Annotated in this window: 9 protein-coding genes; 8 read left to right on the top strand and 1 reads right to left on the bottom strand. The window is 53.7% G+C overall.

Annotation, left to right across the window (positions count from 1 at the left end; translation table 11 throughout):
• The first annotated feature begins 24 nt into the window (after positions 1-24).
• The 6 genes from H8E27_04980 to H8E27_04955 all read left to right on the top strand — a co-directional run bounded on the left by H8E27_04980 (position 25) and on the right by H8E27_04955 (position 12155).
• Complete coding sequence (locus H8E27_04980) at positions 25-2955, top strand: M28 family peptidase (GenBank protein ID MBC8324961.1); 2931 nt, start codon at positions 25-27, stop codon at positions 2953-2955.
• A 36-nt stretch (positions 2956-2991) separates the two neighbouring features.
• Positions 2992-3984, top strand: coding sequence for a DUF3500 domain-containing protein (locus H8E27_04975; GenBank protein ID MBC8324960.1), 993 nt, complete (start codon positions 2992-2994; stop codon positions 3982-3984).
• 70 nt (positions 3985-4054) lie between these two features.
• Positions 4055-7366, top strand: coding sequence for a DUF1553 domain-containing protein (locus H8E27_04970; GenBank protein MBC8324959.1), 3312 nt, complete (start codon positions 4055-4057; stop codon positions 7364-7366).
• A gap of 100 nt (positions 7367-7466) precedes the next feature.
• Positions 7467-8759 (top strand): DUF1501 domain-containing protein, encoded by a 1293-nt coding sequence (locus H8E27_04965; protein MBC8324958.1) that lies wholly within the window; start codon positions 7467-7469, stop codon positions 8757-8759.
• Between the two features lie 83 nt (positions 8760-8842).
• Complete coding sequence (locus tag H8E27_04960) at positions 8843-10702, top strand: DUF1592 domain-containing protein (GenBank protein MBC8324957.1); 1860 nt, start codon at positions 8843-8845, stop codon at positions 10700-10702.
• A gap of 109 nt (positions 10703-10811) precedes the next feature.
• Positions 10812-12155 carry a DUF1552 domain-containing protein gene (locus tag H8E27_04955; protein ID MBC8324956.1) on the top strand — a complete coding sequence of 448 codons (1344 nt, stop codon included), beginning with the start codon at positions 10812-10814 and terminating at the stop codon, positions 12153-12155.
• 4 nt (positions 12156-12159) lie between these two features.
• On the opposite strand, the gene H8E27_04950 is transcribed toward H8E27_04955, so the two are convergent.
• A complete protein-coding gene (locus tag H8E27_04950; protein MBC8324955.1) occupies positions 12160-13089 on the bottom strand; it encodes a metalloregulator ArsR/SmtB family transcription factor in 930 nt (309 codons plus the stop codon).
• Between the two features lie 99 nt (positions 13090-13188).
• Here H8E27_04950 and H8E27_04945 point away from each other — a divergent pair, with 99 nt between their 5' ends.
• Entirely contained in the window at positions 13189-14361 is a 1173-nt protein-coding gene (locus H8E27_04945) for a methionine adenosyltransferase (protein ID MBC8324954.1), read from the top strand.
• 9 nt (positions 14362-14370) lie between these two features.
• The gene (locus tag H8E27_04940; GenBank protein ID MBC8324953.1) at positions 14371-15813 is read left to right on the top strand and encodes an adenosylhomocysteinase; all 1443 of its coding nucleotides are present in this window, start codon (positions 14371-14373) and stop codon (positions 15811-15813) included.
• The last annotated feature ends 38 nt before the right edge of the window (positions 15814-15851 follow it).

The following is a 15851-nucleotide window of genomic DNA, read 5'->3' as shown; positions in this document are numbered from 1 at the left end:
AACGTGTCCATTTGTGTTCTTACTATGAAAAAAACAATTCTGATTCTAGCCCTTCTGGGTGGCAATCTTCCGGCCGCAGATGTTGTCAATGGCGAGGCGCATTTCCTTTCTCGCGTGCGCCAGCTCACTCTTGAAGGTCGGCGAAGTGGTGAAGGCTATTTCTCGCCCGATGGTCGGCACATCATTTTCCAAAGCGAACGCGAAAAACATAATCCGTTTTACCAGATTTATACGATGGATATGCAAAGCGGCGATGTGGTCCGCGTGTCGCCCGGTCATGGTAAAACCACCTGCGCGTTTTTTCGCCCGAATTGTGATGAGGTTCTCTTTGCCAGTTCTCATGTGGATCCTGAGGCGAAGGCCAAGCAAAAATCGGAATTGGACTTTCGCGCCTCCGGCAAGACGCGCCGGTACTCGTGGGATTACGATGAGCAGATGGACATTTTTTCTTTCAAGCGCGATGGCACTGCCCCGAAACGCCTCACCACCGCTCTGGGTTATGATGCGGAGGGAGCCTATTCGCCGGACGGAAAACAGATTGTGTTCTGTTCAATCCGTGACGCCTATGGCGACGTTAAACTTTCAGCGAAAGAGCAGGCACGTCTCAAAGTGGATGTCTCTTATTTTGGGGAGATTTATATTATGAACGCTGATGGCTCCGGCCAAAAACGTCTCACATTTATGAAGGGTTACGATGGCGGACCGTTTTTTTCGCCGGACGGCAAACGCATTATTTGGCGACACTTCACCAAAAAGGGCGATACCGCTGACGTCTTCACCATGAATACTGACGGCTCGGATATTCAGCGGCTCACCGATTTCAAAGCCATGTCATGGGCGCCGTATTTTCATCCGAGCGGCGAGTACGTGGTTTTCGCATCCAACAAACTCGGTTTTTCTAATTTTGAAGTGTATATGGTGGATGCTGCTGGAACCCGCAAACCGGTGCGTGTGACCCATACCGATGGCTTTGATGGGTTGCCGGTATTTTCCCCTGACGGCAAGCAGTTGATGTGGACCTCCAACCGCACGGCGGACAAAATGTCGCAACTCTTCATCGCCCGTTGGGACCACTCTGCCGCGCTCGCCGCGTTGGGGAAGGCGCCCAAGCGCACTGTAGCACCTGAAGTGGAGGGATGCGGCATTGATCAAAATTGTGCTGGAGAAAAGGCCGCCGAATTGGGGGCGGACATTTCAGAGGGAGACCTTAAAAAGCAAATTGAAATTATTGCCTCCGATGCATTTGAAGGCCGCGATACCAGTTCCGAGGGAATTCGCAAAGCACGCGAGTACATTATCGGTCGGCTCAAAACACTTGGTCTTAAGTCCGCCGATGCAAAGGGCACTTACACGCATCCGATGTCATTCAAATACGGCGTCGATATTATTAAAGGTAAAAATGAACTCGTCATCACAGGCAAGGACGGCAAAGAGACAAGGTTTGAGCTCGGCAAAGATTTTAATCCGATGGCTTTTTCTGTGAACAACACCGTCGACTCGGAAGTTGTTTTCGCCGGTTACGGGCTTGGCGTCGCGGGCAAACCGGGGATTGGTTACGATTCCTACGCTGGGCTCAATTGCACCAACAAGGTGGTGCTGGTGCTTCGTTATGTGCCGGAAGACGTAAAGCCTGAACGCCGGAGGAAACTGATGAGCAGTGCCGCGCTCCAGCTCAAAGCGACTCTCGCGCGGAAGCACGGTGCGAAAGGCGTGATCATTGTTGCCGGCCCTAATTCTGACAACGCCGGCAAACTGATCCCAGTAAACTACATCCGTCGCTCCGCCAGTAGCGGTGTAGTTGCCATTTCCGGCAGCCACAAACTCGCCGATGCACTCCTCGCACCCTCGGGGAAGGGGAGTCTCAAAAAAATCCAAACTGCCCTCGATAAGGAAAACCCGCATGCCCCGTTTGGGTTTAATTTGCCCGGTGTAAAAATCCGCGTCACCAGTGCCCTCAAACAAGTTCAAAGACACGACAAAAACATCATTGCCATCCTGCCGCCCGGCGTGGAAACCAAGAATCCAGAATATGTAATGATCGGCGCGCATTACGATCATCTCGGCTACAACGACGGCTCCATCAACCCCAAAGGCGGCAACCCCGGCCGCATTCATAATGGCGCAGATGACAACGGTTCCGGCACAGTCACGCTTCTTGAATTGGCCGCGTGGCTTGCTGAGGAACGCAAAAAACATCCGGAAAAATTCAAGCGCGGCATTCTCTTTTGTTGGTGGACCGGCGAAGAGCTTGGCCTTATCGGCTCCGCTCAATATGCAAAAAATCCCATCATCCCGTTCAAGCAGGTTGCCGCTTACGTCAATCTTGATATGGTGGGCCGCCTGAATAACAACAAACTCATCGTCCAAGGATTAGGCACCTCCAGTGTTTGGAAAAAACTCATTGAGAAACGGAACGTTGCCGCCGGCTTCGGCCTCAAGCTGGAAAATGCTCCACCTCAGAATACCGACAATGGTTCCATCGATCCCAAAGGCGTTCCCTCCCTCGCCATCTTCACTGGCCTACATAAAGATTATCACAAGCCCACCGACGATCCGGCTACGCTCAACTACGAAGGCATGGAGCGTATCGCGCAATTCACCGGTCGCCTGCTGCTTGATCTTGCCGGTGATATGAAACGCCCTGACTACATCAAAGTGAAGCGCACTGCCGCCCCCGCCCGCGGAAATATGAGCGCCTACACCGGCGTGATTCCGGACTACTCCTCCGATGTGGAGGGCCTGCTCATTACCGACGTCGGCGCCGGAGGTCCCGCTGCCAAAGCCGGGATCAAAGGGGGTGACATCGTCATCAAATTCGATGGCAAAGTGATTAAAAACATCTACGACTACACCGCCGTCCTCGGCGCAATCAAGGTCGGCAAGGCAACTAGAATCACCGTTCTCCGCGCCAAGAAAAAAGTCGAATTGGAAATCATCCCCGCACGTCGCAAGTAGTACTCACATCCCCTAAACAAACTCATTCAAATGATTATGAAAACCACCCCTCACATTGACGCTCTCGATTGCTGTGAAACTTCACGGCGCGAATTCCTGCAAGCCGCCGGTGCTGGCATGGCCTTGGCAGCCACGGCTCCGATGGCCCATGCATTGGCCGAAAACCTTTCCGCGCCGGAGACGTTGACCACGCAACTCTACAAAACGCTCAGCGAAAAACAGCGCAAGTCGGTTTGTTTTGCGTGGGAGCATCCGCTACGTAATCGCGTGGAGAACAACTGGCACATCCAAAAGAAACTCGCCGTTGGCGATATGGAAGATGACCAAATCGATCTTGTGAAACAAATCTTCAACGGCCTTCACAGCGACGAATATCGCAAGGCGGTTTATGATCAGGTGGTGGAAGATTCGCCGGGCGGCTTTGATGACAGCGCAATCGCGATTTTTGGAAAACCGGGCACAGGCAAGTTTGAGTTGGTGTTCACCGGTCGCCACGTCACGCGGCGGTGCGATGGCGACTCGCTCGACGGCGCAGCATTCGGCGGCCCGATTTTTTATGGGCACGCCGCTGATGGCTTCAATGAAAAAGCCGACCACAAAGGCAACGCTTACTGGTTCCAAGCCAAACGACCGAATGAACTTTTCCAAGCGCTGGACGGCAAGCAGCGCAAGGCAGCGCTGCTCGGCAAATCGCGTGGCGAAAAAGGCACCAGCACGGTGAAGCTCACCGGCAAAAAAGAAGGCCTTCCCGGCCTGCGCACCGCCGACATGAGCAAGGATCAACAGGGCCTCATGCGTTCGGTGATGAAAGACATGCTCGCGCCGTTCCGCGAAAAGGATGCGGCGGAATCAATCAAGCTCATCGAGAAAAACGGGTTCGATAATCTGCACATCGCCTTTTACAAAAATGAAAATATTGGTAAGGACGAAGTGTGGGACGTTTGGCAAGTGGAAGGCCCGGCGATGCTTTGGTATTTCCGTGGAAAACCGCACGTGCACACGTGGCTCCACATTCGCGACAAGGCTTAAATACGCCCGCCATTTTCCGGCGGAGCGTTTGGTCTTGAATTATTGTCATAAACTCCGACACTGCTGGCGGATGAAATGGGTATTTTTCATCGCGTTGCTTCCGCTCGTTGCGGTGGCGGATTCTTACTCCGGAAAAATTCTGGCGGACAAGCCAGTGGCGTATTGGCGTTTCGGGGAGTCGGTTGATTTGCCGGTGAAATCTTTGGTCGGAAAATTAAATGCAACACTGTCGGCTCAACATCCGTCAGGGCCGCGCCCGATTTTTTATCCTGATTTCTCCAAAGACAACAGGGCACTGCAATTGACGGCGAATGGTGGCTTTGTGCGGGTGATTGATCCGGGTAAAAAAAGCGCGTTGGATTTCACAAAGGGCGATTCAATTACGCTGGAAGCGTGGGTCTCCCCGGATCCGCTGGCGGGTGGGCGGATGATGTACGTTATCGGCAAGGGGCGCACGGGCCAGAAAAGGTTTGCGACCAACAATCAAAACTATGCGTTACGGTTGGTGGGCGTGAAGGGCGGCACCGGGCTTTCGTTCTTATTTCGTGACGCAACTAATTCGGGCGAGAGTTCGTGGCACCGATGGACATCCACTGACGCACTGAGCGATCGCGGCGACTGGCATCACATTGCGGTGACCTACACCTTTGGCAAAGGCGACAGCATCCGCGGTTACCTCGACGGCAAGCCAGCCACAGGCACATGGGATATGGGTGGCCAAACGGATCGCGCACCGTTTGTGGATGACGACGAATTGCGAATCGGTGCGTCAGCGCCGGGGCCGGCGGGGATTCCATTTGTGGGACGGCTCGATGAGGTTGCGATTTATCGACAAGCGCTTTCACCGCAACGCATCGCGAGCCGTTTCAACAGTGCCGGCCGCGAGTTTGTACTCAAGCGGGAAGACGTGCCAATTGACCAAGTAGCCATCACCATCCACGAAAATGTGGGCAGCGATTGGAATTACGCGGCCACCGATGCGCAGGCGATGTTCGGGCAATCGTCGTTCGCGATTCCCTTTATACCGAGCAAATACAATTCCAAGGCGCTCATTGTTCAGTGGTCTGATTCGCTGCTATTGCGTGCGGCCTCAAGGGTGGATGTGCCGAAAGGCAAACATCGGATATTGCTCCGCTCGCGGACACGTTCGCGATTGTTTGTGGATGGGAAAAACATCGCACAATTAGAAACCGGTTACGGCAGCACCAGCGCTCACGGCAAAGTGTCCACCGCTCCGAAAGATCACGGAGGGCACACGCGTTTCCTGCGGCCGGGTATGCAGGAGGTTGTTGTGGGATTCGAATCATTGGGCAGTCAGCATTTTTTCCTGTTGGAAGCCTTCATCGGCGGCAAAGGTAAGCGACCTGAAACAGGCGATTTATCTGTCAGCATTTCAATCGACGGCGCACCGTTCAAACTACTTTCGCCGACTCACGACATCGCGTTGACCGATGGCAACTGGATTGATTACGCCGAGAAAACACAGGAAGCGATTCGTGTGTTTAATCAAGCCGCCCGCGCCACGATTGGAATTGAGGAATCAGAAAAATGGAAAAAACGGCACCTAAGCACGCTTGAACGGGTGGCCCAAAATCAATCAGTTCCAGTGCCAGATGGCACTCCGGGGCATCCCGCGAACAATGCCATCGACCATTTCATTAATGCCCGATTAATCGCAGCGGGGCGGCGTCCCGCCGCGTTAACCGACGATTGGGCTTTTCTCCGGCGAGTTTCGCTGGACGCCAATGGTGTGGTGCCTTCACCAAAAACGATCGCCCAGTTTCAAGCGGACCAAAAACCGGGCCGCCGCGCGCGCGCGATTGATCGGCTGTTAGAAAACAATCGCGCGTGGGCTGACCACTGGACGGGTTACTGGCAGGATGTGTTGGCAGAAAATCCGAACATTCTCAAACCCAAACTCAACAACACCGGCCCGTTTCGTTTTTGGATTCACGAAAGTTTGCAGGACAACAAATCGATGGATCGTTTCGTCACCGAATTGGTGATGATGGAGGGGAGTAGTTTTTACGGTGGCCCGGCGGGGTTCGGTGTGGCCACGCAAAACGACGTGCCGATGGCCGCCAAGGCGCAGGTGCTCGGCCAGGCTTTTCTTGGCATGCAAATGAAATGTGCCCGTTGTCACGACGCGCCGTTTCATAATTTCAATCAGAAAGATTTATTCAGTATCGCCGCCATGCTGCAGCGCGCGCCTCTCGAAGTACCGAAAACCAGCAGTGTTCCAATGATCGAAGGCGTCCGCAAACCGCGTGTCGAAGTCACGCTCAAGCCCGGAACCAAAGTGGCAGCGGCGTGGCCGTTCAAAAGCAACAAACTCACTGCGCCAATCCACGCCGACTCGCGCGCGCAATTGGCCACCTTCATCACTGAAATTCAGAGTGATCGTTTCGCCAAGGTCACCGTCAATCGCGTGTGGCAGCGTTATCTGGGTTGGGGACTTGTGGAGCGCGCAGGCGATTGGGAAATGGCCAAGCCGTCGCATCCTGCGTTACTGGAATGGTTGGCGCATGAATTTGTCAGGAGTGGATATGATTTGCAGCAACTCGCACGGCTCATCATGAATTCGCATGTGTACCAACGGCAAATCGATGTTGGGTTTGCGTCTGCAGGTAAACCTGAAACTCGACTTTTTGTGGGGCCGGCCCGGCGCCGTATGTCGGCCGAACAGCTCATCGATTCGCTCTATGCAGTGGCGGGAAAACGAATGGGAGTAGAAATGCTCACGCTCGACGTGAACGGTCGTGGCGCGATCAATGTTTTTTTAAACCTCGGTCATCCACGCCGCGCGTGGGAATTTACTTCATTGTCAAATGAACGCGATCGGCCCTCGCTCGCTCTGCCTAAAGCGCAAAGCGTTGTTGATATTCTTTCAACCTTTGGCTGGCGCGACGCCCGGCAAGACGCCGTCACCAAACGCGACCATGAACCCAACGTTCTCCAACCCGCCCTCATGGCCAACGGCATCGTGGGTCGCCGTATCACGCAACTTTCAGATGACAGCGCATTTACGGAGTTGGCTCTGCAGGAATTCAACACTCAAGAATTGTTGGAGCAAATTTATTTGCGAATCTTATCGCGTCCACCAAACCCGAAAGAACGCGCAATGATGCACGATCACATTTGCCAGACGTTTGCCTTTCGGGTTTTGGAGGGTGCCAAGAAAAAGGAGTCTCGTGAGCAGGTGCTGGACGTTTCGTGGAACAATCATTTGTCATCCGATTCGAACCGCATCAAAGTTGAACTTGAGCGTTTAGCGCTCGAAGGGGATCCGCCCACGAAACGTCTGCGTGCTGGCTGGCGCAAGCAAATCGAAGATGTGATTTATGCACTGGTCAATTCGCCCGAATTTATTTTTATCCCGTGATGAAGAGTGAGATGCACAAAACGGACTCGCAAGCTCGTCCCTCCAATGGCGTGCATGAAATGGAGGGACGAGCTTGCGAGTCCGGAAACGACTGAATACGATGAAGACGACCGAAACAAATTATAACCGGCGACAATTTCTCGCGACTTCCGCTTTGGGCGCAGCGGTGTTGCCCAATGCCTTGGCGGCCCCAAAAAAATTCCCCAAAGGCAAAGCCGAGCATTGCATTTTTATTTGGCTCGGTGGCGGCTCGTGTCACGTGGACACGTGGGATCCCAAACGCAAAGGCGACGCCAAACTCAAAAAAGCCGGTTCCTATTATGATCCCATCGACACAACCGTTCCGGGCGTTCAAGTCTGCGAGCACCTCAAACAATGCGCGGGTTTGATGGAGCATTTTTCACTGTTGCGCACGGTGAATCATAATGTCATCGACGAACACGCCGCGGCTACCAATCAGATGCACACTGGTCGACCCACGAGTGGCACAATTGTGTATCCCTCCATCGGCTCGGTGGTGGCGCACGAACGCGGCAAGGCGGTGGACAGCGCGCCCGCGTACGTGGTGATGGGCTACCCAAACCTCACGCGCGGGCCAGGGTTTCTCGGCGCGAAACATAGCTATGTGTATCTCACTGACACAAAGGCCGGTCCGGCGGGGCTTACCCGCCCAAAAGATATACCCATCGCCCGGCAAACGGATCGCGACCGGTTGCTGAACACATTGCGCAGTGATTACCTCAAGCGCAATGCAAAGGATGCTGCGATCGCAGGCTACAACGCCGTAATTACGGAGGCACAATCGCTTGCCGGCGGGGAGTTCATGAGTGCGTTCAATTTGAAATCCGAGCCTGCCAAATTACGTAACGCTTATGGCGGCGAATTCGGCCAGCGCTGTTTGTTGGCCCGGCGGCTGATTCAGCGCGGTACACGGTTTTTGGAAGTTTCGTTCAATCTCAATTTTATTAACGGCACCGGCTGGGATACCCACAACGACGGACAACTCAAACAGCACATTCTTATCCAGCAACTTGATCAAGCACTCGCCACACTGATTAAAGATTTGAGGGCCAACAAGCTGCTCGACAAAACGCTGATTGTCGTCTCCAGCGAATTCGGGCGCCCGCCTGAATTCGATGCCGGCGGCGGACGCGGTCACCAATCCAAAGCGTTCACCGTTGCCTTGGCCGGTGGGGGGCTGCATAATGGGCGTGCGGTGGGAACCACCGATGACCTCGGCAAAACCATTGTCGAAAAACCGGTCTCTGTTCCTGATCTCTTTGCCACCATCCACTGCGCTTTGGGAATCAATCCCCATAAAAACCTCTACGCCGGCGAACGTCCCGTTCCCATCACGGACCATGGTCAGCCGGTCCGGGAATTGTTCGGGTGAGAAAATTTGAATCAACGCTCCATGAACCTTCGTCTGTGGGGTAGACTTTTCGAGGAGTGAAATTCGCCAACTTAATTTTATTTATGCTGTTTGCCGCTTCCGTGACTGCGGCGGATTTGGCGAAGGTATCATTTGAGAAGAACATCCTGCCCATTCTTAAGGAAAACTGTTTCAGTTGTCATGGTGATGGGGAGGCAAAGGGCGATTTTTCATTGGATGAATTCAAGACTGCGTCAGATGTTCATCGTGGTTATAAGGTTTGGGAAAAAATCCGAAAGCTGGTCCTTGCCAAGGAGATGCCTCCGAAAAACAAAAAACAGCAACCCGATGCAAATCAACGCGAGTTACTGGTTCATTGGACGCGGCACACGCTGGACACTTTTTACCACAATTCACCACCGGATCCCGGCCGCGTAACAGTGCGGCGGCTCAATCGCGCGGAGTATAACAACACCATTCGGGACTTGATGCGGGTGGATTTTAAGCCGGCAAAAGATTTCCCTGCGGACGATGCCGGTTACGGCTTCGATAATATTGGTGACGTGCTTTCGATGTCGCCGCTGTTGTTGGAAAAATATTTTGCAGCTGCAGAAAAAATAGCGGCGCAAACCGTGGCCGTGCCGGATGCTGAAGAACGGGTTGTCCCGACCGCGTTTCAGAAGTCCTATTTTCAATATCCCATCCCACGTAACCAACGGCGTCACGCGGCGGAGGAGTTTATGCGAGCTTTTCTCACGCGCGCCTATCGTCGGCCAGTTAAACCTGAGGAACTGCAGCGGTTGATGTTGCTGGCCAAACGGGTGGTGGACGAAGGCGGCAGCTTTGAGCATGGGATCCGCATGGCAGTTGCGGCTACGTTGGTGTCACCGCAATTTTTATTTCGTTGGGAATTTGATGGCGCACCGAATAACCCCAAGGCGGTACGTTCGCTCAATGAATATGAACTCGCTTCGCGTCTATCTTATTTTATTTGGAACAGCATGCCCGACGATGAATTACTGGGCTTGGCTCGCCGCGGTCAGTTGCGAAAAAATTTGGCCGCTCAAATTCGCCGAATGTTGCGGGATAATAAATCACAGGCTTTGGTGGCCAATTTTACCGGTCAATGGTTGCGATTACGTGATCTGGAAATAGCGCAGCCAGATCGACGGGTTTTTGGCGCTTTCAACAATGAACTCCGCGCTGATATGCGTCAGGAAACGGAACTTTATTTTATGCACGTGATGCGCGGCAACCGAAGCGTGTTGGAATTTTTGGATTCAGATTACACCATTGTGAATGAGCGCTTGGCAATTTGGTACGGCCTCAAGAATGTGAAGGGCGGCCAGTTTCGAAGTGTGTCACTCAAGGGCACCCCGCGGGGTGGTGTGCTTACGCACGCGAGCGTGCTCACCCTCACGTCAGACCCCAATCGGACTTCGCCAGTGAAGCGAGGCAATTTTGTGCTCGAAAATATTCTTGGGACGCCGCCCCCTCCGCCTCCCGATGATGTTCCAGATTTGAGCTCTTCCGCAGAATTAAAGGGAACCTTGCGCCAGCAAATGGTGAAGCACCGTGAAAATCCCGTGTGCGCTTCGTGCCACCAAAAGATGGATCCCATCGGATTTGCCTTTGAAAATTTTGACGCCATCGGCCGCTGGCGTACATTGGATAACGGCGCACCTATCAACGCCGCCTCCCAACTCGACACCGGCGAAAAATTCCGCGACGCCACCGGTCTGCGCAAAATTCTCGCACTCCGCAAGCGCGACCTCTTCGTGCGCTGTTTCACCGAGAAAATGCTCACCTTTGCCCTCGGCCGCGGCTTAGAGTTTTACGACAAACGCGCCGTCGACGGCATTATGAAACAAATGGAACGCGATGGATTTAAGTTCGAGACAATGGTGAACGGTATCGTGAAGAGTTTGCCATTTGATATGAAGAGGGGAGAAGAGGGTGAATGACCCATCGTTTGGATTCGGTTGGTAATTGGGGCTTTGGTTTTGGGTGTTCCCCGCTCCCTTCTTGTTTTTTGAAGCATTCCGGTGTATCTTTCGTCAAGTTTAAGGAGTGATGAATCGATCAACACATATTCCGCGGCGCACTTTTTTGCGTGGGTTGGGCACGGCTTTGGCCTTGCCGGCTTTTGATGCGATGTTGCCGGCGCGGGCTTTGGCGGCGGGTAACGTGAAATTTCCGACGCGGATGGCGTTTATTTACATTCCCAACGGCGTGATTCCGGAGAAGTGGCACGTGAAGGGGGAGGGGAGTGATTTTCAGTTTTCGCATATTCTCGAACCATTGAAGGCCCATCGCGAGGACTTGCTTGTTCTTAGCGGATTGGCACACACCAAGGCGCGGTCCAATGGTGACGGTGCAGGAGACCATGCCCGGGCGAATGCGACATTCCTCACCGGCTGCCAAGCGCGCAAGACATCCGGTGCGGATATTCGCGTGGGGGTTTCGGTGGATCAATTGGCCGCGCAGATCATTGGCAATAAAACGCGACTGCCTTCGTTGGAACTCAGTAGTGACGGTCGGCGTATGTCCGGTAATTGCGATTCGGGTTACAGTTGCGCGTATCAATTTAATCTCGCATGGAAAAGTGAGAGCACGCCATTGCCGCCGGAATCCGATCCGGGTTTGGTTTTCGAGCGGCTTTTCAGCAACGGCAATCACCACGAGAAAAACGAAAACCGCATCCGGCGGGAGCGTTACAAAAAGAGCATCCTCGATTTTGTGTTGGAAGACGCCAAGGCGTTGGAAAAAAAACTAGGCTACACCGACAAGCGCAAGCTCGACGAATATCTCACCTCCGTGCGGGAACTCGAAAAGCGAGTCACCGGTTCACCGACTGCCTCCGTGGAATTGCCTGAAGGCTTCAGCAAGCCGACCGGTAAGCCGCGTGATTTTGGCGCGCACGTGCGCATGATGGCCGATATGATGGCCTTGGCATTCCAAACCGATTCCACACGCATCGCCACGTATCTTCTCGCGCACGATGGCGATAATCGTAGCTATCCCCACCTCGGCGTCAAGGGGGGGCACCACAGCCTATCCCATCACCGTAATAACAGCCGGAACATTTCGGACCTCATAAAAATCAATCGTTACCATTGTGAACTCTTCGCGCATTTTCTCGATCGTTTGAAGAGTATTAAAGAAGGCGACGAGACGTTACTCGATCACAGCATGATTGTTTATGGCGGCGCGATTGGGGATGGTAATCGCCATACTCATCATGATTTGCCCGTGTTGCTTGCGGGTAACGCTAACGGCACGATTAAGACCGGGCGTCATGCCGTTTATCCTAAAGAAACGCCGATGGCAAATCTGTTCCTTAACATGCTCGACATTATGGGTGCGCCTGCGCAGCGAATGGGTGATAGCACTGGCCGGCTTAAGGGGTTGCTGTAGGTTGCTACTTTACTGCCGTTGCCAGTAGGGTTTGAAAATGTGGCGGTTCGGCTTCGCGCGCAACTTCGTTGACTTCGATTTTTTTAAACTTCACCGATCCAAGCCATTCGTGCAGTTTGTTTTGTGGGAAGCCGAGCCAACGGTCACCGTATAATTCGCGTGCCTGATCGAAATCGTGTTCCAACAAATCAAGAATCAAAATCCGTCCGCCCGGTCGCAGGATGCGATGCGCGGCGGCGATGGCGTTTTCGGGATGCTCGGCGTGATGCAGCGCCTGACTGAGTAACGCCACATCCACACTCTTGGCGCGGAGCGGCGGATTCTCAATATCGCCGTGTCGAAACTCCAGGTTCTTGAGCCCATTTTTCTTCGCTTTACGCTGGCCAAAATCCACGATGCGTTTGGAGTTATCCACGCAAATGACGCGGCGCGCATTACGGGCGAGCAGCTCCGCTTGTAGCCCTTCGCCGGAGCCGAGATCGGCGATGTCCATCGGCGGCATAAGGTGCAGCAAGGTTTGGGCAAACGCCTGCCACGAACGCCCCGGTCCGTACTGCCGGTCAAACCGCCCGGCGACTTGATTAAAGTAGAGTTTCGCTTGATCATTGCGTTCAGCGAGCACGCGCTTGAGGTGGGTGAGGTCGGTGGAGTGTTCGGGGATTTCTGAGGCGCCGTTAAGCGCTATTTCGAGGCAGGCATTCGCTTCTGTGGGGGCCTTGGGGTTGATGCAGTAAAAACTGCGCTTGCCCTCTTTGCGCGACGCCAATAGCCCCACTTCCTGCAGCAGCCCAAGGTGCGTTGAAATGCGAGATTGGCCGAGGCGAGTGATTTGCTGCAACTCATTCACTGATAACTCTTCGCGCTGCAACAACGCCACCAAACGGACGCGTGTCGCGTCTCCAAGAGCTTTCAGGCATTTGAGTGTTTGCGTCATTGTTGATAAAAACCGGTTGACGGCTGGGTGATTTTATATATCATCCCATCCGGATACGTCAATGCGTAATATGATTCGTCCGACTATTCCAAACAAATTATGGCCAACAGTTATATTTTCTCATCTGAATCCGTCGGCGAAGGGCATCCGGACAAGGTGTGCGACACCATCAGCGATGCCATCCTTGATGCGTGCCTTGCGCAGGATAAGCACAGTCGTGTGGCGTGCGAAACCTTTGTGAAGAGCAATATCGTGTGTGTGGGCGGCGAAATCACCACACGGGCGAAGTTCGATCACGAACAAGTCATCCGCGCTGCCATTCGCGGCATCGGTTATGTGAATGATGACGATGGGTTTCACGCGGACAAAGTGTTCATCAATAATTACCTCACCGCCCAAAGCCCGGACATCGCCCAGGGCGTGGACGCCAAAAAAGCAGCCGGTAAAGCCACGGCGGAGCAGGGCGCCGGAGATCAAGGGTTGATGTTTGGCTTCGCATGTGACGAAACGCCAGAATTGATGCCCGCGCCAATCATGTATTCGCATCGCCTTGGACGCCAGCTCACCAAGTTGCGCAAAGCGGGCAAAGCCAAATGGCTGCGGCCCGACGCCAAAACGCAGGTTTCGATCCGCTACGAAAACGACAAGCCGGTGAAAGTGACGAGTGTAGTCGTCTCCACGCAACACGCGGAGAGCGCTACAAACAAAACCATTCGGGATTTTATCACCAAACAAGTCATCGAAAAAGTTATCCCAAAACCAATGCTCGCGCGCGATACACAATTACTCATCAACCCCACCGGACGATTTGTGGTCGGCGGGCCTGAAGGTGACAGCGGGCTCACGGGTCGTAAAATCATCGTTGATACTTACGGGGGAATGGGGCGCCACGGCGGTGGTGCATTCAGCGGCAAAGACCCCAGCAAGGTGGATCGCAGCGCGGCGTATATGGGGCGTTACGTTGCCAAAAACATTGTGGCCGCCGGGTTGGCTGCGCGCTGTGAAATTCAGTTTGCGTATGCGATTGGGTATCCGAAACCGGTTTCGGTGCACGTCGAAACTTTTGGCACGAACACAGTGTCCGAGGCAAAAATTCTGAGGGCGGTCAATCGGGTATTTAATTTCAAACCGGCGGACATCGTGAAGCAACTCAAATTGCTTCGGCCGATATATGGGCTTACCACGAATTACGGTCACTTCGGAAAGAAGCACAAAGATATCACCTGGGAAAAGACTGATAAAGTTGCGGCTTTGAAAAAGGCTGTTCAATAGAGATTCATAATGACTGCGACACGCGAAGAAACCAAAACAGACTACAAAGTGCGTGATATCGGCTTGGCCGATTTTGGCCGCAAAGAAATCGACATAGCCGAAAAGGAAATGCCGGGACTTATGGCCACGCGCGAAAAGTACGGGCCTGAGCAACCCCTTGCGGGAGTGAAGGTAATGGGCTCGCTGCACATGACGATTCAAACAGCGGTGCTCATCGAGACGCTCGTCGCGCTCGGTGCGGATGTGCGCTGGTGCTCGTGCAATATTTATTCCACGCAGGAACACGCCGCCGCGGCGATCGCGGCTGCGGGCGTGCCGGTGTTTGCGTGGAAAGGCGAAACGCTTGAGGAATACTGGGACTGCACTTGGAACGCCCTCACGTGGCCGGACGGTTCCGGGCCGGATCAAATTGTGGACGACGGGGGCGACGCGACTTTGCTCATTCACAAAGGCGTGGATTTGGAGAATGGCAGCGATTGGGTGAACAGCGATTCTGAGAGCGAAGAGGAAGCGGTCATCAAGGCACTGTTGAAAAAGGTATATGCCGGCAAGCCCGGGCATTGGGGGCCGGTAGCGAAGGCAATGAAAGGTGTGTCAGAGGAGACGACCACCGGAGTGCATCGCTTGCTGCAAATGGAAGAGCGGGGCGAGTTGCTCTTCCAGGCAATCAACGTCAACGACTCAGTGACCAAATCAAAATTCGATAACGTGTATGGTTGCCGACACTCGCTGGTGGACGGCATCAAGCGTGCGATGGACGTGCTCGTTTCCGGCAAGGTGGCAATGGTGTGCGGCTATGGCGACGTGGGCAAAGGGTCCTCAGCGGCACTCGCGAACGAACACGCGCGGGTATTGGTTTCCGAGGTCGATCCCATCTGTGCGTTGCAGGCGTGCATGGAGGGTTATCAAGTGACGACGGTAGAAGACGCACTGCCAATCGCGGATATTTACGTTACCACTACCGGCAATAAAGACATCATCACCGCCGATCAGATGGCGCGGATGAAAGATCAAGCTATCGTCTGTAACATCGGACATTTTGATAATGAAATCCAGGTGGCCGCGCTCAGCGAAATGGAAGGCGTCACGCGCGAAGAAATCAAGGACGACTCCATCCCGGGCGGTCCCGTTACGCGCTTCATTTTTCCCGACGGACACTCGATTTATTTGTTGGCCGAAGGCCGTCTCATCAATCTCGGTTGCGCAACGGGTCATCCGAGCTTTGTCATGTCCAACAGTTTTACCAACCAAACGATCGCGCAGATTGACATCCGGAAAAATCCTGATCGCAAGGTGGGCGTGTATTTGTTGGATAAAAAATTGGACGAGGAAGTGGCACGATTGCACCTCGACAAACTCGGAGCCAAGCTCACGCAGCTTTCTCAGGAGCAGGCGGACTACATCAACGTGCCCGTCGGGGGGCCTTACAAACCGGAACATTACCGGTATTAGTCGCGTACGGACTCGCAAGCCCATCTAATAACCCAAGC

The organism is Limisphaerales bacterium, assembly GCA_014382585.1.
GTDB lineage: Bacteria > Verrucomicrobiota > Verrucomicrobiia > Limisphaerales > UBA1100 > JACNJL01.
Note: the sequence above shows the minus strand (reverse complement) of the source record. Positions and strands in the feature narration are given on the sequence as shown.

Coding starts and splice junctions, on each gene's coding strand:
- H8E27_04960 (MBC8324957.1), top strand. CDS start 8,843: ATGCTGTTTGCCGCTTCCGTGACTGCGGCGGATTTGGCGAAGGTATCA.
- H8E27_04940 (MBC8324953.1), top strand. CDS start 14,371: ATGACTGCGACACGCGAAGAAACCAAAACAGACTACAAAGTGCGTGAT.
- H8E27_04950 (MBC8324955.1), bottom strand. CDS start 13,089: ATGACGCAAACACTCAAATGCCTGAAAGCTCTTGGAGACGCGACACGC.
- H8E27_04945 (MBC8324954.1), top strand. CDS start 13,189: ATGGCCAACAGTTATATTTTCTCATCTGAATCCGTCGGCGAAGGGCAT.
- H8E27_04970 (MBC8324959.1), top strand. CDS start 4,055: ATGAAATGGGTATTTTTCATCGCGTTGCTTCCGCTCGTTGCGGTGGCG.
- H8E27_04980 (MBC8324961.1), top strand. CDS start 25: ATGAAAAAAACAATTCTGATTCTAGCCCTTCTGGGTGGCAATCTTCCG.
- H8E27_04955 (MBC8324956.1), top strand. CDS start 10,812: ATGAATCGATCAACACATATTCCGCGGCGCACTTTTTTGCGTGGGTTG.
- H8E27_04975 (MBC8324960.1), top strand. CDS start 2,992: ATGAAAACCACCCCTCACATTGACGCTCTCGATTGCTGTGAAACTTCA.
- H8E27_04965 (MBC8324958.1), top strand. CDS start 7,467: ATGAAGACGACCGAAACAAATTATAACCGGCGACAATTTCTCGCGACT.